Source organism: Hydrogenophaga intermedia (genome assembly GCF_000723405.1).
GTDB lineage: Bacteria > Pseudomonadota > Gammaproteobacteria > Burkholderiales > Burkholderiaceae_C > Hydrogenophaga > Hydrogenophaga intermedia.
This window is the reverse complement of record NZ_CCAE010000012.1, coordinates 65,034-82,992: the sequence shown is the minus strand read 5'-3', so window position 1 is coordinate 82,992 and position 17,959 is coordinate 65,034. Positions and strand designations below refer to the sequence as shown.

19 protein-coding genes are annotated in these 17,959 nt (G+C 70.0%); 9 read left to right on the top strand and 10 right to left on the bottom strand.

Annotated elements, in window-relative coordinates; all coding sequences use genetic code 11:
* Nucleotides 1-41 precede the first annotated feature (41 nt).
* Genes BN948_RS10020 through BN948_RS09995 form a run of 6 tightly spaced genes read right to left on the bottom strand, consistent with a single transcriptional unit; the run spans nucleotide 42 to nucleotide 7,500 of the window.
* Complete coding sequence (locus BN948_RS10020; protein WP_009518023.1) at nucleotides 42-1,373, bottom strand: TolC family outer membrane protein; 1,332 nt, start codon at nucleotides 1,371-1,373, stop codon at nucleotides 42-44.
* Between the two features lie 21 nt (nucleotides 1,374-1,394).
* Nucleotides 1,395-1,742, bottom strand: coding sequence for a rhodanese-like domain-containing protein (locus tag BN948_RS10015; protein WP_009518024.1), 348 nt, complete (start codon nucleotides 1,740-1,742; stop codon nucleotides 1,395-1,397).
* Nucleotides 1,743-1,755: 13 nt separating this feature from the next.
* Entirely contained in the window at nucleotides 1,756-2,445 is a 690-nt protein-coding gene (locus BN948_RS10010) for a protein-L-isoaspartate O-methyltransferase family protein (protein WP_009518025.1), read from the bottom strand.
* A gap of 37 nt (nucleotides 2,446-2,482) precedes the next feature.
* The gene (locus tag BN948_RS10005; protein WP_009518026.1) at nucleotides 2,483-5,671 is read right to left on the bottom strand and encodes an efflux RND transporter permease subunit; all 3,189 of its coding nucleotides are present in this window, start codon (nucleotides 5,669-5,671) and stop codon (nucleotides 2,483-2,485) included.
* A 21-nt stretch (nucleotides 5,672-5,692) separates the two neighbouring features.
* The gene (locus BN948_RS10000) at nucleotides 5,693-6,844 is read right to left on the bottom strand and encodes an efflux RND transporter periplasmic adaptor subunit (RefSeq protein ID WP_009518027.1); all 1,152 of its coding nucleotides are present in this window, start codon (nucleotides 6,842-6,844) and stop codon (nucleotides 5,693-5,695) included.
* Nucleotides 6,841-7,500: a TetR/AcrR family transcriptional regulator gene (locus tag BN948_RS09995; RefSeq protein WP_009518028.1), complete on the bottom strand. Its 660-nt coding sequence runs from the start codon at nucleotides 7,498-7,500 to the stop codon at nucleotides 6,841-6,843. The genes BN948_RS10000 and BN948_RS09995 overlap by 4 nt, the downstream gene beginning before the upstream one ends.
* A gap of 184 nt (nucleotides 7,501-7,684) precedes the next feature.
* Here BN948_RS09995 and BN948_RS09990 point away from each other — a divergent pair, with 184 nt between their 5' ends.
* On the top strand, nucleotides 7,685-8,344 hold the full coding sequence (locus BN948_RS09990) for an NYN domain-containing protein (RefSeq protein WP_009518029.1): 660 nt from the start codon (nucleotides 7,685-7,687) through the stop codon (nucleotides 8,342-8,344).
* A gap of 74 nt (nucleotides 8,345-8,418) precedes the next feature.
* Here BN948_RS09990 and BN948_RS09985 read toward each other — a convergent pair whose 3' ends face one another.
* Nucleotides 8,419-9,612 (bottom strand): acyl-CoA dehydrogenase, encoded by a 1,194-nt coding sequence (locus tag BN948_RS09985; RefSeq protein WP_009518030.1) that lies wholly within the window; start codon nucleotides 9,610-9,612, stop codon nucleotides 8,419-8,421.
* A gap of 113 nt (nucleotides 9,613-9,725) precedes the next feature.
* Between BN948_RS09985 and BN948_RS09980 the strand changes: the two genes are divergently transcribed.
* Both BN948_RS09980 and msrA read left to right on the top strand, forming a co-directional pair.
* On the top strand, nucleotides 9,726-10,616 hold the full coding sequence (locus BN948_RS09980; protein ID WP_009518032.1) for a LysR family transcriptional regulator: 891 nt from the start codon (nucleotides 9,726-9,728) through the stop codon (nucleotides 10,614-10,616).
* A 65-nt stretch (nucleotides 10,617-10,681) separates the two neighbouring features.
* Nucleotides 10,682-11,218 carry a peptide-methionine (S)-S-oxide reductase MsrA gene (msrA, locus tag BN948_RS09975; protein ID WP_009518034.1) on the top strand — a complete coding sequence of 179 codons (537 nt, stop codon included), beginning with the start codon at nucleotides 10,682-10,684 and terminating at the stop codon, nucleotides 11,216-11,218.
* A gap of 330 nt (nucleotides 11,219-11,548) precedes the next feature.
* On the opposite strand, the gene BN948_RS09970 is transcribed toward msrA, so the two are convergent.
* Nucleotides 11,549-12,418: an EamA family transporter gene (locus BN948_RS09970; RefSeq protein WP_035621472.1), complete on the bottom strand. Its 870-nt coding sequence runs from the start codon at nucleotides 12,416-12,418 to the stop codon at nucleotides 11,549-11,551.
* A gap of 115 nt (nucleotides 12,419-12,533) precedes the next feature.
* Here BN948_RS09970 and BN948_RS25630 point away from each other — a divergent pair, with 115 nt between their 5' ends.
* From BN948_RS25630 to BN948_RS09940, 6 genes are all read left to right on the top strand, one after another.
* A complete protein-coding gene (locus BN948_RS25630; RefSeq protein WP_009518036.1) occupies nucleotides 12,534-13,040 on the top strand; it encodes a Fur family transcriptional regulator in 507 nt (168 codons plus the stop codon).
* Nucleotides 13,037-13,690 (top strand): ATP-binding cassette domain-containing protein, encoded by a 654-nt coding sequence (locus BN948_RS09960; RefSeq protein WP_009518037.1) that lies wholly within the window; start codon nucleotides 13,037-13,039, stop codon nucleotides 13,688-13,690. Before BN948_RS25630 ends, BN948_RS09960 begins: the two co-directional genes overlap by 4 nt.
* Nucleotides 13,687-14,922, top strand: coding sequence for an FtsX-like permease family protein (locus tag BN948_RS09955; RefSeq protein ID WP_009518038.1), 1,236 nt, complete (start codon nucleotides 13,687-13,689; stop codon nucleotides 14,920-14,922). The genes BN948_RS09960 and BN948_RS09955 overlap by 4 nt, the downstream gene beginning before the upstream one ends.
* A 3-nt stretch (nucleotides 14,923-14,925) precedes the next feature.
* Entirely contained in the window at nucleotides 14,926-15,171 is a 246-nt protein-coding gene (locus tag BN948_RS09950) for a hypothetical protein (protein ID WP_009518039.1), read from the top strand.
* 108 nt (nucleotides 15,172-15,279) lie between these two features.
* Complete coding sequence (locus BN948_RS09945) at nucleotides 15,280-15,834, top strand: DUF3299 domain-containing protein (RefSeq protein WP_009518040.1); 555 nt, start codon at nucleotides 15,280-15,282, stop codon at nucleotides 15,832-15,834.
* A gap of 40 nt (nucleotides 15,835-15,874) precedes the next feature.
* Entirely contained in the window at nucleotides 15,875-16,843 is a 969-nt protein-coding gene (locus BN948_RS09940; protein WP_009518041.1) for an AEC family transporter, read from the top strand.
* Here the strand turns inward: BN948_RS09940 and BN948_RS09935 are convergent, their stop codons facing one another.
* Both BN948_RS09935 and BN948_RS09930 read right to left on the bottom strand, forming a co-directional pair.
* Nucleotides 16,844-17,296 carry a TM2 domain-containing protein gene (locus BN948_RS09935; RefSeq protein ID WP_009518042.1) on the bottom strand — a complete coding sequence of 151 codons (453 nt, stop codon included), beginning with the start codon at nucleotides 17,294-17,296 and terminating at the stop codon, nucleotides 16,844-16,846.
* A 2-nt stretch (nucleotides 17,297-17,298) separates the two neighbouring features.
* Entirely contained in the window at nucleotides 17,299-17,826 is a 528-nt protein-coding gene (locus BN948_RS09930; protein ID WP_009518043.1) for a GNAT family N-acetyltransferase, read from the bottom strand.
* Between the last annotated feature and the right edge of the window lie 133 nt (nucleotides 17,827-17,959).

Genomic DNA, 17,959 nt, shown 5'->3' with positions numbered 1-17,959 from the left:
TGGGGCCGGGCGGATGGGGGATCGGGGGAGTGTATCGGCTCTCAGCGGGCCAGCAAGGCGTCGATCGCCTGCAGATCGGCCGGCGTCAGCTCTCCGCTGGCCTGGCGCAGGCGCAGGCTGCCCAGCAGCACGTTGTAGCGAGCCTGGGCGAGGTCGCGCTTGGTCTGGAAGAGCTGGCTCTGCGCGTTGAGCACGTCGATGTTGATGCGCACGCCCACCTGGTAGCCCAGCTGGTTGGCTTCCAGCGCGCTCTGGCTGGAGGTCTCGGCCGCTTCCAGCGCCTTCACCTGCCCCTGGCCCGACACCACACCCAGGAAGGCGCTGCGCGTGCGCAGATCCACCGTGCGCCGTGCGGCGTCGAGGTCGGCGCGCGCCTTCTCCTCCAGCGCCAGCGTCTGCTTCACGCGGTTCTGGATGGCGTAGCCCGCGAACAGCGGCATGTTGAATTGAACGCCCACACTGGCGTTGTTGGTACGCACGTTGCCCGGTACGCCCTGGATGCCGGCTGGCCCGCGCGCCACCTGGTATTGGCCCACCAGGTCCACGGTGGGCTTGTGGCCGGCCTCGGCGCGTTGCGTCTCGAGTTCGGCGATCTCCAGGTTGCGCCGCGCGCTCACGATGGCGGGGTGGCTCTCGCCCGTGCGGTCCACCCAGGCCTGCGGCGTGGCGGGGTCCAGCGGGGGCAGGTTCAGGGGCGCGGCCAGGGGCAGCGGCGTCACGCCGCTGCGGCCCACCAGTTGGTCCAGCGCGAGCTTCTTCACGCGCAGGTCGTTTTCGGCGGCGATCTCCTGCGCGGTCACCAGGTCGAAGCTGGCCTGCGCCTCGCGCGCGTCGGTCACGGTCGCCGTGCCGACCTCGAAGTTGCGTCGCGCGGCGGCGAGTTGTTGCTCCACTGCCGTCTTCTGCGCGCGCACGAAGGTGAGCGTGTCCTGCGCGGCCAGCACGTCGAAGTAGGCCTGTGAGGTGCGCACGATCAGGTCCTGCTCGGCCTGCACGAGCTGGGCCTGCGAGATGTCGCGCGAGAGGTTGGCCTGGTCGTTGGCGAGCCGGTTGGCGGGCCGGTACAGCGGCTGGCTGGCCGACAGGGTCACGCTCTGGCTGTTGCTGGTGCCGTCGAGCAGGTTGTTGTCGCTGTCGCGGCGCGCCCAGCTGGCGCCGGCGCCCAGGCCCACCTCGGGCAGCAGGCCGGCGCGCGCCTGGTCGGCCTGCGCCAGGTTGGCCTCGTGCTGCGAGCGCGCGGCCAGGTAGGTGGCGTCGAAACCGCGCGCGGCCTCGAACAGCTGCGACAGGCTTTGCGCCTGCGCGGCGGATGCCGCCCCCAGGGCCATCAGCACGGCAACCGTCAATGGGCGAATGGGGGTGGCAAAGCGCATGAGCGGATCCTTGGGAGTTGATCAGTAGCGGGGGATCGACGGGTCGCGTTCCTGCGACCACCGATCGATGCCGCCGTGCACGTTGACGACGCGCGTGTAGCCCTGGTCCTGCAGGAACCGGGCCACCTGCGCGCTGCGGCCACCGTGGTGGCAGAGCACGGCGATGGGGCGGTCGCGCTCGAGTTCGGCCAGGCGCGCGGGGACGCTGCGCATGGGCATGGCCAGCAGCTCGTAGCCCGGGCCGCTCGGCGCGCTGGCCGTCTGCAGTTCCCAGGGCTCGCGCACGTCCAGCAGCACCGGCGTGGCGGCACCGTCCGTGGTCTCCTGACGGATCCAGTCGTCGAGCTGGGCGGGGGTGATGGCTTGCATGCGCGGGCCCGGCTCAGAAACGGAAGCGCGAGGGCTCGGGGAAGTTGCGCAGGCGTGGCGCGACGGTGTCCCAGGGCTGTGCGCTGCGGAAGTCGGCGTCGCCGGCGCGGGTGATGAAGGTGGCGCGCATCATGGGCTCGCTGCCGGTGATGGCCGCGAGCCGGCCGCCCGGGGCCAGCAGGCCCAGCAGCGCGGGCGGCACCTCGGCCACCGAACCGGCCAGCAGGATGGCGTCGTACGGGCCGCCGGCGCGGCAGGCGGCGAAGTCGTTCGCGCAGGCGTCGGCCTGGCGCACCTCGACGTTGGTGACGCCGGCCTGCATCAGGCGCGTGCGCGCCTGCGAGGCCAGCGCGGGCTCGATCTCCAGCGACAGCACGCGCTGCGCCAGGCTGGCCATGAGGGCCGCCGTGTAGCCGCTGCCGGTGCCGATCTCCAGCACCTTGTCGGTGGGCTGCAGGGCCAGGTCCTGCACCAGGCGGGCCTGCACGCGCGGGGCGAGCATGCACTGGCCGTCCACCACAGGCTGCGTCAGGGGCAGTTCCATGTCGGTGAAGGCCAGGGCCCGGTGCGCGGCGGGCGCGAAGTCCTCGCGGCGCACCTGGCCCAGCAGCTCGAGCACTCGGCCGTCGAGCACCTCCCAGGGGCGGATCTGCTGCTCGATCATGTTGAAGCGGGCCTGTTCGAGGCTGGTCGCGGTGGTCATTTCATTTCTCCAGTGGGGTCGGCACAACCGATGGATTTTAGGAGGCGCCCTCTTGCCGAGCCGTGACGGCGGGCGGCAGCCCGGCCTTGCGGCGCAGCCAGTTGGCGAAGTCGTCGAGGTAGCCGTAGACCACGGGCACCACCACCAGCGTGAGCAGGGATGAGGTGATGACGCCGCCGATGACGGCCTGGCCCATGGGGGCGCGCTGCTCCGAGCCTTCGGTGAGCGCGAAGGCCAGCGGCACCATGCCGAAGACCATGGCCAGCGTGGTCATGAGGATGGGGCGCAGCCGCACCTTGGCGGCCAGCAGCAGGGCTTCGTCGCGTGGCAGCGGCGGGCCGCCGGCGCGGCCTTCGCGCGCGCGGATGGCGAAGTCCACCAGCAGGATGGCGTTCTTGGTCACCAGGCCCATGAGCAGCACGATGCCGATGATGGAGAACATGCTCATGGTGGAGCCGAACATCAGCAGCGCCAGCACCACGCCGATGAGGGTGAGCGGCAGCGAGGTCATGAGCGAGAGCGGCTGCAGGAAGCTCTGGAACTGGCTGGCCAGGATCATGTAGATGAAGATGATGGCCAGGGCCAGCGCCGACAGCGCGTAGCCGAAGGACTCCTGCATGTTCTTGGTGGAGCCACTGAACTCGGTGCGGTAGCCCGGCGGCAGGGCGATGCCGCTGACGACGCGCTGGATCTCGGCCGAGACTTCGCCGGTGGAGCGGCCGAAGACGTTGGCGCTGAAGGAGACCTCGCGGTTGAGGTTGCGGCGGTTGATCTGGTTCGGTCCGGTGGCCTCCACGATGTCGGCCACCTGCGACAGCGGCACGGTGCGCGTGGTCGCGTCGGCCGCGGTGGTGCCCGTGCCGGCCACGTTCAGCGGCAACTGCAGCAAGTCCTCGGTGCGCTGGCGCTGCGCGGATGGAAGCCGCACCATCACGTCGTAGGTCTCGCCGTTCTGCGCGCGCCAGTTGCCCACGGTGGTGCCGGCCACCAGGGTGCGCAGGCTGTTGCCGATGGCGTTGGTGGACAGGCCCAGGTCGGACGCCAGGTCGCGCTTGAGCACCACGTCGACCGTGGGCTTGTCGGGCTTGAGGCTGGAGTCCAGGTCCACCAGGCCCACGATGGGGCGCAGCCGCTCGGTGATGAGCGCGCTCAGGCGCTCCAGCTCGTCCAGGTCGTCGCCCTGCAGCGAGAACTCGATCTGCTTGCCGCCGCCCACCGCGTCGAGCAGGCCCGCGTGCGTGACGGTGATGCCCGGCACGGCGCGCAGGCGGTCGCGCAGCGTGGCCGACATGGCGACGGCATTGAGGTCCCGCTCCTCACGGTTCACCAGGCGCACGTAGGTGCTGGCGTACATGCTGCCCTGGGCATTGCCGGTGTTGATGGTGGTGAGCGTGTAGCGCACCTCGGGGAAGCTGCGCACGATGGCCTCGACCTCGCGCGCCTTGGCTTCGGTGGCGACCAGGGACGAGCCGACCGGCGTGTGGTAGCTCACCGAGGCCTCGGAGAAGTCGGCCTGCGGCACGAATTCGGAGCCCAGCAGCGGCAGCATGGCCAGGCTGCCGATGAAGGTGGCCAGGGCCAGCCCCAGCGTGGCCAGCTTGTGCTTCAACGACCAGCGCAGCGCGCCCTGATAGCCCTCGGCGAGGTCGTCCTGAAAGCGGTCGAACCAGTGCGTCACGCGGCCCAGGGTGCGGTCGTAGAGCGAACGGCCCGGCGGTTTGCCGTGCGCGTCGATGGCCGGGTCGTGCCACACCGAGGACAGCATCGGATCCAGCGTGAAGCTCACGAACATGGAGATCAGCACCGCCGCAACCATGGTGATGCCGAACTCGTGGAAGAACTTGCCGATGATGCCGCCCATGAAGCCGATGGGCAGGAACACCGCCACGATGGACAGCGTGGTGGCCAGCACCGCCAGGCCGATCTCCTGTGTGCCTTCCATGGCGGCCTGGTAGGGCGTCTTGCCCATCTGCACGTGGCGCACGATGTTCTCGCGCACCACGATGGCGTCGTCGATCAACAGGCCCACCGAGAGCGTGAGCGCCATCAGCGTGATCATGTTGATGGTGAAGCCCAGCGCGTTCATCACGAAGAAGGTGCCGATGATGGCGATGGGCAGCGTGAGCCCGGTGATGACCGTGGAGCGCCAGGAGTTGAGGAACAGGAAGACGATGAGCACCGTGAGGATGGCGCCCTCGATCAGCGTCTGGCGCACGTTCTGCACCGACACGCGGATGGGCCGCGCACCGTCGGCGATGGGCTCCAGGCGCACGCCGGGTGGCAGCTCGGGCTTCACCGCGTTCAGGGCCGCATTGAGGCCGTCCACCACGGCGATGGTGTTCTCGTCCTGCGCCTTCTGCACCTGCAGCAGCAACGTGCGCTGGCCGTTGTAGAGCGACAGGCTCTCCACCTCCTGCGTGCCGTCGCTCACGCGCGCCACCTGGCCCAGACGCACGGGCGAGCCGCCGCGGCGCGCGACGATGATGTCTTCGAAATCGCGCGGGTTCTGCAGGCGCGAGAGCACCTGCACCACGCGCTCGGACTCGCCGGCCTTGAGCGTGCCCACGGGCAGGTCCTGGTTCTCGCTGCGCACGGCCGCGTTGACCTGTTCGGTGGTGACGCCCAGGGCCTGCATGGCCGCCGGGTCCAGCTCGACGTTGACAGCACGCCGTGTGGCGCCCACCAGGGTGACCGCGCCCACGCCGCGCACATTTTCCAGCCGCTTCTTCAGCACCTGGTCGGCCCAGGTGGACAGTTCCACGGCCGATTGGGTGCGGCCGTCCGCCGCCTCGGGTACCACGGCCACGGACCAGATGGCGCGGCTCGCCGGGTCGAAGCGCAGCACGCGCGGCTCGTCCACCTCGTCGCGCAGCAGCGGGCGCAGGATGCCGATCTTCTCGCGCACGTCGTCGGCGGCCTTGCGGCCGTCGACCGTGAGCTGGAACTCGATGATGACCACCGAGTTGCCCTCGTAGCTGCGCGAGGTGAGGCTGTTCACGCCGGCGATGGCGTTCACGGCCTCTTCGACTTTCTTGGTCACCTCGGACTCGACGATCTCGGGCGAGGCGCCGGGGTAGGTGGTGGTGACCACCACCACGGGGAAGTCGATGTTGGGGAACTGGTCCACCTGCAGGCGCTGCAGCGAGAACGCGCCCAGCACCACGAAGGCCAGCATCACCATGGTGGCGAACACCGGGTTGCGCAGCGAGACCTGGGTGAACCACATGGCGTGTCGCGCTCCGAGGGCTCAGGGCTTGGCGGGCGTGGTCGCGTCCACGCGCGTGCCCTCGCGGATCGCGCCGGCCGTGGCGGCCAGCACGGTGTCGCCCTCGGCCAGCATGGGCACGGCCTGGTGCGGCACACCGTCCACGCTGCCGGTGGGCGCGGGCGTCAGCGTCACGTGCTTCACCGTGCCGTCGCGCAGCAGCTGCACGTAGGGCTCGGGCCGGTCGTTGCGGATGGCCGAGACGGGCACCACGGGCGCCTGCACCGTGCCGGCCACGATCTCGCCGCGCGCGAACAGGCCCTGGCGCATGCCGGGCACCGCCTTCAGGCGCAGGTACACCAGCACGCTGCGGCTGCCGGCCTGCACGCTGGGGTTGATGCGCGCCACCGTGGCGGCCACCGGCTCGGCGAGGCCTTCCACCACCAGGCGCGCGGGCTGGCCGGGCTCGATGCGCGCGGCGTCCGCCGGGCTCAGCGCGGCCTCCATCTCGAAGGCGGAGAGGTCCACCACCTCGAGCACGCGCGTGTCGACGCCCACGCGCTCGCCGTTCTGCACCGGGCGCGCGGCCACCTGGCCCGCGATCGGCGAGCGCAGCACCGTGTCGGCAAGCGACTTGCGCGCGATGTCCAGCGCGGCCACGGCCGCGCGGTGGTTGGCCTCGGCCCCGGCCAGGTTGGCCTGCGAGGTCTCCAGCGCGGTGGCCGAGATGAAACCCTGCTTGACCAGTGCCTGGTTGTTGTCCTGGTTGCGCTGCGCGATGCGCACCTGCGCCAGCGCGGAGGCGGCCTGCTGCTCGGCCTGGCGCACGCGCGCCTGCGGCTCGGTGGGGTCGATGCGCGCGACCACCTCGTTCGCGGCCACGCTGTCACCCTCGCGCTTGTTCAGGTCCCGCAGCTCGCCGGCCACGCGGGCCTTGATGGCCACGGTCTGCACGGCTTCCAGCGAGCCGGAGACGGCGGCCGTCCGCTGCAGCGCCAGCCGGCGCACGGTGACCAGGTCGCGTGCGGCGATCTGGTAGACCGGTGTGTTCTGCAGGGCCTGGGCGGCGGCGCGCGCCTGCTCGGCCTGGGTGCCGCGCTTGTCCAGCGCGCGCACCACACCAAAGGCCAGCGCGGCCACGGCCAGCACGGGCAGGGCCCAGTAGAGGGTCTTGCGCAGGCGGGAGGTGGTCATTGGTTTCGCTTGAGCATGCCGCTCAGGATCAGGTCGACCTGGGTATCGATGAAGGTGAGGGGGTCGATCTGCTGCGAGGGTGGTGCGCAGGGTGTCATGGCGTGTTTCCACATCAGCAGGAAGATCATGGGCGCGATCAGGCTGTAGACGGCGTAGTCGAGCGGCATCTCGCGGAACTCGCCGCGGTCGATGCCGCGCTGCAGGATGCGGCGGATCAGGTCGTGGCCGGGGGCCACCACCTCGTTCTGATAGAAGCTGGCGATCTCGGGGAAGGTGCTGGCCTCGGCCATCACGAGCTTGGTGATGCCCGAGGCGGGCGTCATGCCCACGCGCTCCCACCAGGTGTGCATGGCGTAGCGCACCAGCTCCACGCTGTCGCCCTGGAACTCGGCCAGCTCATCGGCCCATTCCGGGAAACGGCCCGCCACGGTGTCGCGCACCACGGCCTTGAACAGGTCTTCCTTGCTGGGGAAGTACAGAAACAGCGTGCCCTTGGACACCCCGGCACGCGCGGCCACTTCCTCCACGCGCGTGGCGGCGAAGCCCTTCTCGACGAAGAGTGCCAGTGCCGCCTCGATCAGCTCGCCCGGGCGCGCCTCCTTGCGGCGGGCGCGGCGCGGGGCCTCGGGCGGCAGGGACGGAGTGGGGGTGTGCATGGAGGCGAAATTACTGACCGATGGGTTATTAAATATACCCCACCCACCTTTTGCTCGGGTGTCGCGCGGGTAAAGGGCCGTGGGCGGGCGGGGCAGGTGATGCGGGAGTCATTTGCCCAGCGGCGGGGGGACAATCCAGCCGCCACGCGGCCCCGGCCGTGCCCACCTATTTCCGTCCTTGCGCATGTCCCGCCACGTTTTCATCGACAACTCCAACATCATCTGGGGCGCGCAACGCGCCGCGGCCACCCTGGAGCCCGACGCCGTGTGGCTGGCGGTGCGCATCTACTGGCGCAACCTGTTTCAGCTCGTTGAGCGCCCGGGCAAGGTCATCACCCGTGTGCTGGCGGGCTCCGTGGTCGGCGGGAACGACCAGTTGTGGGACTACGCCCACCGTCAGGGCTACGACACCAAACTTCTCAAGCAGGTGGAGCGCTACGACGGCCGGCTGGGTGAGCAGGCGGTGGACGAGATGCTCATCCTCCAGATCTCCAACGCGCTGCTCGACTTCGATCCGCCGCAGACGCTGGTGCTCGTCACCGGCGACGGCAAGGAGACCGAGTTCGGCAACAGCTTCAGCCGCCAGGTCGAGCGGGCGCTCAAGCGCGGTTGGGAGGTCGAGGTCTGGTCGTGGGAGGACCAGTTGTCCTCGCGCTTCGGGCACCTCCGAAGTGCCGCCGGCCGCCGGCCGAAGATCTGCCTTCTCGACCCGCACTGGCGGCAGATCACGTTCACCAAGGCCGGCAGCTACAAGGTCAACGGCAGCCAGGTGAATGTGGGAGGGCGAGTGGTGGCGCCCCTGCCACCCGAGGAGCCGCAACGCCCGGTGGTTGCCGCCAGCTGATCCTCACCCGCGAGATCCGGTGGGAGTGCGCGCCGGTACGCGGACAGCAAGCGGGCCTGACTTGCGACCTGCGCTCAGTTGAACGCGGCGATACCCGTGATCGCACGGCCCAGGATGAGTGCGTGCACGTCGTGCGTGCCTTCGTAGGTGTTGACCACCTCGAGGTTGACCAGGTGGCGCGCCACGCCGAACTCGTCGCTGATGCCGTTGCCGCCCATCATGTCGCGCGCCAGGCGCGCGATGTCCAGCGCCTTGCCGCAGCTGTTGCGCTTGAGGATGGAGGTGATCTCCACGGCGGCGGTGCCTTCGTCTTTCATGCGGCCCAGGCGCAGGCAGCCCTGCAGGCCCAGGCTGATCTCGGTCAGCATGTCGGCCAGCTTCTTCTGGATGAGCTGGTTGGCCGCGAGCGGGCGGCCGAACTGCTGGCGGTCCAGCACGTACTGGCGGGCGCGGAAGTAGCAGTCTTCCGCCGCGCCCAACGCCCCCCAGGCGATGCCGTAGCGCGCGCTGTTCAGGCAGGTGAACGGGCCCTTCAAGCCGCGCACCTCGGGGAAGGCGTTCTCCTCGGGGCAGAAGACGTTGTCCATCACGATCTCGCCGGTGATGGAGGCGCGCAGGCCCACCTTGCTGTGGATGGCGGGGGCGGAGAGGCCCTTGGCGCCCTTGTCCAGGATGAAGCCGCGGATGGCGCCTTCGTCGTCCTTGGCCCAGACCACGAACACGTCGGCGATCGGGCTGTTGGTGATCCACATCTTGGCGCCCGACAGGCTGTAGCCGCCGGCCACCTTCTTCGCGCGCGTCACCATGCTGCCCGGGTCGGAGCCGTGGTTGGGTTCGGTCAGGCCGAAGCAGCCGATCCATTCGCCCGTGGCCAGTTTGGGCAGGTACTTCTGCTTCTGCGCCTCGGTGCCGAACTCGTTGATTGGCACCATCACCAGAGAGCTTTGCACGCTCATCATGGAGCGGTAGCCGGAGTCGATGCGCTCGACCTCGCGCGCCACCAGGCCGTAGCAGACGTAGTTCAGGCCGGCACCGCCGTATTGCTCGGGGACGGTCGCGCCCAGCAGGCCGAGCTCACCCATCTCGCGGAAGATGGCCGGGTCGGTGTTTTCCTTGCGGAAGGCCTCGGTCACGCGCGGCAGCAGGCGTTCCTGGCAGTAGGCGTGGGCGGCGTCGCGCACGGCGCGCTCGTCGTCGCTGAGCTGGCCGTCGAGGTGGAACGGGTCTTCCCAGCTGAAGCTGGCCTTGGACTTCTGGGGCGAGAGCATGGCTTGTCTCCGGGTGCGGTGGTCGAATCGGCGGATTGTCCGCCTGAGGACCATAGCTGTCTAATATCGATGCTGTATTCAAGGATTCGAACGGCATATCGATGGAGAAGGGCATGGAGTTCCGCCACCTGCGCTGTTTCCTGGCCCTGGCCGAGGAATTGCACTTCGGCCGCGCCGCGGCGCGACTGGCCATGACGCAGCCGCCGCTGTCGCTCAACATCCAGCAACTGGAGGCCTCGGTGGGTGCGCCGCTGTTCGTGCGCAACAGCCGTGGCGTGGCCCTCACGCCCGCCGGCCAGGCCTTCGTGCCGCGCGCGCGGGCCCTGCTGGACGCGGCCGCTGGCGCCGCGCGAGAGGCCAGAGAGGTGGCGCAGGGCGTGAGCGGCCAGTTGCGCGTGGGCTTTGCGGGCACGGTGCTGTATCGAGGCCTGCCGCAGATTCTGCGCAGCTTCGCGCAGCGCCACCCGCGTCTGAGACTGGTGCTGCGCGAGATGAGCTCCAGCGACCAGCTCATCGACCTGCAGCACGGGCGGCTGGAGGCCGGCTTCGTGCACACGCCGCGCGTGCCGCCGGGCTGCGCGCAGGTGCTGGTGTCGCGCCAGGCCTTTGTGGCCTGCGTGCCGGCGCAGCATGCGCTGGGGCGCAAGCGCCACCTGTCCCCGGCGTTGCTGGCGGGCGAGCCTTTCGTGGCGATCTCGCGCGCCGTCTCGCCCGACTACCACGACCGCCTGCTCGCGCTCTGCGCCGATCACGGGTTCGAGCCCGACGTGCGCTTCGAGTTGCGGCACTGGCTCAGCGTGGTGTCGCTGGTGGCGCAAGGGCTGGGGGTGTCGCTGGTGCCGGCGGCGCTGCAGCAGGCCGGCTTGCCGGGCGCGGCCTTCGTGCCGCTGCAGGGGGATTCGCCGCCGTATGAGACGCGTTGCCTCTGGCGTGAGGGTGGCGAGAGCGCGGCCTTGTCCGCATTCCTTGAAGCTGTGCGGGGCTTCGCTCAGCCCGCAGAATGATCGGTTGAAAGAAATCCGCGCCTGTATCGACACACGTTCAGGCAAGGACCATTGGAGAAATCAAGATGAGCGACAAGCAGGTACTGGTGCTCGGTGGCGGCTGCTTCTGGTGCACGGAATCGGTCTACAAGGAAGTGCGTGGCGTCACCGACGTGGAGTCCGGCTACAGCAACGGCCACGCGAAACAGCCCAGTTACGAGCAGGTGTGCACGGGCACGACCGGCCACAACGAGGTGGTGCGGTTGGAGTACGACCCGCACGAGGTGAGCACGCGCGAGTTGCTGGAGATTTTCTTCGTGGTGCACGACCCGACCACGCTGAACCGCCAGGGCAACGACGTGGGCACGCAGTACCGCAGCGGCATCTACTTCACCATGCCCGAGCAGCAGGCCGAGGCGCAGGCCATCATCGACGAGCTGACGAAGGAGAACGCCTTCGGCCGTCCCATCGTGACGGAGGTGAAGCCGCTGGAGAACTACTCGCCCGCCGAGGACTACCACCAGGACTTCTTCGAGCGCAATCCGCACCAGGGGTATTGCATGGCGGTGGCGGCGCCTAAGGTGGCCAAGTTCCGGAAGACCTTTGCGCGGTTGGCGAAGTAGCTTTTTTGCTGGGGTGAGGTTTCGCTGCGTTTCGCTCCACCACCTCGCGAAGCTCGCGGCCACTGGGTGCCCTGCTCCGCGAATGTCCTCCGGACGGCTGCGCCGTCCTCCCCCTTTATTTCGCTGCGCAGGGCACCCAGCGTCCGCGAGCAACAGGCACGGTGGCGCCCCAACCGACGAGTGCCAACGAGGTCGTCGGTGATCGGGTGTCCGGCGTAGCGACATAAAGGAGGAGGAGTGGAGCGCGTCAGCGATCCGCTCCGGGGGACAGTCGCGGAGCCGGACACCCGAGCGCCGATGACCGACCTAGCCGGAGAAAGGGAGCCCCCGTCAGCGCCCCCGCCGCCACCGCGGCCAGAACACGATCACCGCCAACCCCCCCAGCACCAGCGCACAGGCGCCCAGCTTCCACCCCGGCATCGCCTCCCCCAGACTGAACGCCGAGGCACTCAAACCGAACACCGGCACCAGCAGCGCCATCGGCGTCACCGTGGCCGCCGGGTGCCGCGCCAACAGCCAGTTCCAGGCACCGTAGCCGAACAGCGTGTTGCCGATGGCCTGCCACAGCACGCTCGCCCACACCACCCCGTCGGCCGCGCGCAGCGACTGGGCGATCAGCGCCGGCCCCTCCACCAGCAGCGAAATCAACAGCAACGGCGGCACCGCGAACACACTGCTCCACACCATGAAGTGCAGCATGTTCACTTCCCCCAGCGTTTTGACCATGAGGTTCGCGCAGGCCCAGAAGAACGCCGCGCCGATGATCAAGCCCAGGCCCGCCATCGTCACCGTCGCGTCCAGGTTGGCGGCGATCAGGCCCAGGCCGGCGATCGCCAACAGCAGACCCGCCACCTGAAAGCCCCGCACGCGCTCGTGCATGAGCCACAGCGACAGGCCGATGGTGAAGAACACCTGCACCTGCACCACCAGTGAGGCCAGGCCGGGTGAGATGCGGCCGTCGATGGCGAAGAACAGCAGGCCGAACTGCCCCGGGCCCAGCAGCACGCCCACGGCCGCCATGGACCGCCAGCTCGTGGCCGGCCGCGGCACGAACAGCAGCCAGGGCAGCGCCGAGAGCGCAAAGCGCAAGGTGGCGAACAGGAAGGGCGGCAGGCCGTCCAGCCCCCAGCGGATCACGACGAAGTTGGTGCCCCACACGGCCACGACGGCGAGGGCGAGCAGCAGGTGGGAGACGGGCAAGGTGGAGGCCGGGGGTGAGGGAGCGGGCAGTGTAGTCAGGCGGTGGGCGGCCGGTGGGCAGGGCCAGGGCATGGGGTTATTATTTGCAACTCAGTTGCGATACGAGGCCGCCGCTATGACCCGTTCCCCGATCGACGCCGACACCGTCCCGGACCACTTGCAGGCCCGGCTGGAGGCCGCCGGCCTGCGCCGCACCCTGGCCACGCGCGCGGCGCTGGGGGTGTTCCTGGCGCGGCCGGGGCAGGGGCTCACGCACGCGCAGGTGCTGCAGGCGCTGCGCCTGCGCGGGCACGAACCGAATCGCGTGACGCTCTATCGCCTGCTCGATCGCCTGGCCGCCTGCGCGGTGCTGGCGCGCCACAGCGACGACCGCGGAACCTGGCGCTACACGCTGCAAGGCCCAGGCGACGCGGCGCGGTCGCAACCCACCGGCTGGCAGCCGCGCTTCGAATGCCGCCGTTGCGGGCAGGACCGCGCGCTCGACGAAGTGTCCGCCGCGGGCAAGGCCTGGTTGCGAGACCTGCAGCGCACGCTGGCGCGCCAGGGCGACGTGGTGGAGCGCGTGGAACTGGCCCTGCACGGCGTGTGCGCGCCCTGCGCCGAGGCGGAGCGCGCGGCGTGATCCGCACCCGCGCGCTCGGCTTTTCGCACCCCGGCGGCCCGCGCCTGCGCTTCGCCGACGTGGACGTGGCGGCGGGTGGCACGCTGTTGTTGCGCGGTGCCTCGGGCAGCGGCAAGTCCACCTGGCTGGCGCTGGCGGCGGGGCTGCTGACGCCCGGTGAGGGCACGATCGAGGTGGCGGGCCAGTCGGTGGGCGCGCTGCGCGGCGCCGCGCGCGATGCCTGGCGAGGCGCCACCGTGGGCGTGCTGCCGCAACGCCTGCACCTGAGCGCCGACCTCAGCGTGGCCGACAACCTGGCCCTGGCCTACCGCGCCGCCGGTTTGCCGGTCGACCGGCGCGCCATCGACGAACTGCTGGTCGCGCTGGACATCGAGACCCTGCGCGAGCGCCGGCCCTCGGCCCTGTCGGGCGGGCAGGCGCAGCGCGTGGCGCTGGCGCGTGCTCTGCTGCGGCGCCCCGCGCTGCTGCTGGCCGACGAGCCCACCGCCAGCCTGGACGACGCGGCCTGTGCCCAGGCGCTGGCCCTGCTGCGCGAGACGGCGCAGCGTGTTGGCGCCACGCTGGTGATCGCCACGCACGACGCGCGAGCCCTCGCGATGTTCCATGGCGCGGCAGTGCTTGCGCTCGAGCCCGTCGGGGTCAGCGCATGACCAACGGCCTGCCGCGCCTGGCCTGGCAGTACCTGTGGGCGCGCCCGCTGACCGCCGCGCTCAACCTGCTGCTGCTCACCCTGGGCCTGGCGTCCATCGCCTTCCTCATCCTGGCGCGCGACCAGGTCGATCGGGCCTTCGAGCGCGACCTCGCGGGCATCGACGCGGTGGTGGGCGCCAAGGGCAGCCCCATGCAGCTCATCCTCGCCGGCGTGTTCCACCTGGACGTGCCGCCCGGCAACATTCCCCTGGCCGAGGCGCGGCGCATCGCCGAACACCCCCAGGTGGCGCAGTTCATTCCGCTGAGTCTGGGCGACAACCTGCAGGGCTGGCGCATCGTCGGCACCACGACCGACTACCTCTCGCTCTACGGCGCCACGCTGGCGCACGGCGCGCCGTGGCAAGCGCCCATGCAGGCCGTGCTGGGCGACGCGGTCGCACGCGGCAGCGGCCTGGACGTGGGCGCACGCTTCGTCGGCGCGCACGGCCTGGGCGTGGGCGGCGCGGTGCACGACAGCACACCCTACGAAGTCACCGGCGTGCTGCGGCCCTGCGGCTGCGTGCTCGACCGACTCGTGCTCACGGCCACCGAATCGGTCTGGTTCGTGCACGACGAGATGCACACCGACAAGGACCTGAGCGCCGACGAGCGCGCCGAACTGCAGGCCGCGCTGGACGCCGAGCGCGAGATCACCATCGGCCTGGTGCGCTACCGCAGCCCGCTGGCCGCGGCGAGCTTTCCGCGCTTCGTCAACAGCATCACGCCGCTGCAGGCCGCGGCGCCGGCCGTCGAAGTGACGCGACTGCTCAGCCTGATCGGGCAGGGCACGCAGGTGCTGCGCGCGCTCGCGGGCGTGCTGCTCGTGGTGGCCGCGCTCTCCGTATTCATCGCCCTCTGGAGCGCGGTGCGTGAACGCCGCGCCGACCTGGCCCTGCTGCGCCTGCTGGGCGCGCCGCCGCGCCGCGTGGCTGCGCTGTTGCTGGCCGAAGCCGCCTGGCTGGCCCTGCTGGCCAGCGCCCTGGGCCTGCTCGCCGCGCAAGGCCTGGCCGCGCTGGCCGGCCGCTGGTGGGGCGACGCCGCGCTGCCTACCCTGGTGCAGGCCGGCGCCTGGCCACCGGCCCTGGCCTGGGTGCCGGTGTTGGCGGCGGGCGCCGCGCTGCTGGCCGCCGGCCTGCCCGCGCTCGCGGCCTACCGCGTTGACGTTCACACCCTTCTCAACCCCCGGAGCTGATCCATGAAACCCCTCACCATCACCGCCTTGTTCGCCGCGCTGCTGTCGGCGGGCACCGCCTTCGCACAGCACTCCGAGAAGGAGATCCAGGAAGACATCCAGCGCCACCGCGCCATGGCCGTCGCGCACGAGGGCGCGGCCAAGTGCCTGGAATCGGGCAAGGGCGAGAAGGTCTGCCAGGCGGAGCTCGCGGCGGCTTGCAAGGGTCTTGCCTTGGGCAAATACTGCGGCTTGCGCCATGTGCACTGACGATCACCCCCGCCGCGCTGCGCGCGACCCCCTCGAGGGGGCGGCGCCTGCGGCCCGGCAAAGCCGGTTCCGCGGCGCCCCTGGTTTGATCTCTTTGCTCCGCCATCCATGCATCTGTTCCGACGTCACGTTCTGCTGAGCTTGCTGGGGCTGGCCTCGGGGCCAGCCTTCGCGCAGGTGCTGAACTCGCCGCTCGGCGCGCCACCCGCCGACACCGGCCCCATGGGTCTGCCGCACGGCCAGGGCGCGGGCGTGCACAGCCCGCAAAGCCCCATCGCGCCGCTGCCCACGCGGGACGACGTGGTTGCCTGGTCGCTGCTCACCGACGTGAGGACCGAAGTGAAGACCGTGGCCAAGCGCAAGCGCGTCGTGCCGGTTTACCCGCCCGAAGTGCGTGCGCTGGATCAGCGCCGCCTCAAGCTGCACGGCTTCATGCTGCCGCTGGAGCCGGGCGAGAACCAGCGCCATTTCCTGCTCGCTTCGGTGCCGCTCACCTGCTCGTTCTGCACCCCGGGCGGTGCCGAGAGCCTGGTGGAGGTGCGCACGAAAACTCCGGTGAAGTACCGGCTCGAGGCGGTGGTGGTCGAGGGGAAGTTTCACGTGCTCGACAACGACCCCTACGGTCTCTATTACCGTCTGAGCGAGGCCGAGGGCAGCCGCTGAGCCGGCCGGGTGGGCCGGGCACGGGCGATACCATCCCCGGGTGAACCTCGCCCAGCACCCCCTTTTCGTCTCCCTCACGCCCGTCTTCCTGCTGATCGCGCTGGGCTACCTGGCGGGGCGGCGCGAATGGATACGCGATTCGGCGGTCAAGGACTTGTCCAACCTCGTCTTCCTGCTGCTCATCCCGGCGCTGCTGTTCCGCACCATGGCTTCGGTGCACCTGGAGGCGCTGGACCTGCGCCCCGTGCTGGCCTACTTTCCCGTGGTGGTGTTGGTCCTGTTCGCCATCGTGGCCTGGCGAGGCTTCAGCCGCGAGAGCGTGGTCATCGCCATGGCCAGCGTGTTCTCCAACATGGTGATGATCGGCATCACCCTGGCCGAGCTGGCCTATGGCAAGACCGCGCTGGTGACCATGCTCACGCTGGTGTCGGTGCACGCGCTCATCCTGCTCAGCGTGGGCTCGGTGGTGCTGGAGCTGGTGGTGGCGCGCGAAGCGCGCGAGCGCGGTGAGGCTGCCCCGCCCTTGTGGGCCACGCTGGGCTCAGTGATCAAGGGCACGCTCATCCACCCCATTCCCCTGCCCATCCTGAGCGGCCTGCTGTTCGCGCAGACGGGCTGGTCCTTGCCAGTGGTGATCGACAAGCCCCTGCAACTGCTGGGCAGCGCTTTCGGACCGATCGCGCTGGTGCTGGTGGGCGTGAGCCTGGCGCGCACGCCCTTGGCCGGTCACTGGCGGCCGGCCTTCGGCGTGGTGCTGGTGAAGAACCTGCTGCTGCCGCTGCTGGTGGGCCTGTCGGCCTGGGGTCTTGGCATCGGTGGCCTGCCGCTCACCGTGATGGTGGTGGCCGCGGCGCTGCCGGTGGGCGCCAACGTCTTCCTGTTCGCCCAGCGCTACGACACGGCGCAGGCGCTCACCATCGCCGCCACCGGCCTCACCACAGTGATGGCCCTGTTCACCCTGAGCCTGGTGATGACGGTGATGACCTGGCTCAACCCGCTGGGCGGCTGATCACTGGCTGATCTTGCGGGCTTCTTCCACCTGGTACTCGAAGTAGCGCTGAAAGCCGAAGGCCAGGCTGCCCATGAAGGCGATGGTGCCCATGAGCAGCGAGAGCACCAGCGCGATGACGGTGAGCCAATTGGTGTGGCCGGCTGTTCCGCCGGGGTTGGCGGGGTTGAACCAGCGGTCCCATTTCTCGCTATCGGCCAGCGCGTAGACGATGCCCGTGAGGCAGGCCGCCGCGATGCTCATGCCCAGCAGCGGGATCAGCACCCAGGACAGCTTGTCGTCCTGCCCGTGCGCCAGCACGCGTTCCACGCCGTACCAACCCAGCGCGGTGGGCAGGGGGTGCAACCAGCCCACCCAGTCGCCCAGGCCGCGCAGGTAGAAGCGGTGCAGGCCCAGGGCGCCACCGACGAGGGCCAGCCAGACGGCCAGCGTCTTGTTCTTGCGTCGTGTCACGTTCAGCCCTCCTTCGGCGGCGCGTGGTGTGCCTCGCCCAGGGGTTTTTCCATGATCACGATGTCCAGCCAGCGGTCGAACTTCCAGCCGCAGGCCTGCACCGTGCCGACGGGCGTGAAGCCCAGTGCGCGGTGCACGCCGATGGAGCCGGCATTGGCCGAATCACCGATCACCGCCATCACTTTGCGGATGCCCGCGCGCTGCAGCACCGCGAGCAGTTCGGCCAGCAGCAGCCGGCCCAGGCCCTTGCCGGCGGCCTCGGGTGCGAGGTAGATCGAGTCCTCGACCGAGTAGCGATAGGCCGGGCGCGGCTTGAACCAGTTGCCGTAGGCGTAGCCGAGCACCTGGCCGCCTTCTTCCATCACCAGCCAGGGCAGGCCCTTGCCCAGCGCATCGGCGCGGCGCTGGGCCATCTCGGCCTCGGTGGGCGGGGTGGTTTCGAAGGTACCGGTGCCGTGCAGCACGTGGTGGGCGTAGATGCGGGTGATGGCGGCGAGGTCGTCGTCGGTGCTGGGGCGGATGAGGGGCATGAACGGACCGGTGGGGCAGGGGCGTTGCGGGACGGGATGGCGGGCTATAATCGCCGGCTTTGCGGTGTTTCGCTGGCCGGGTGGTCAGTCGTGTGTCTCAGGCGCCGCAGAAAACCGCGCATCAATTGCGATG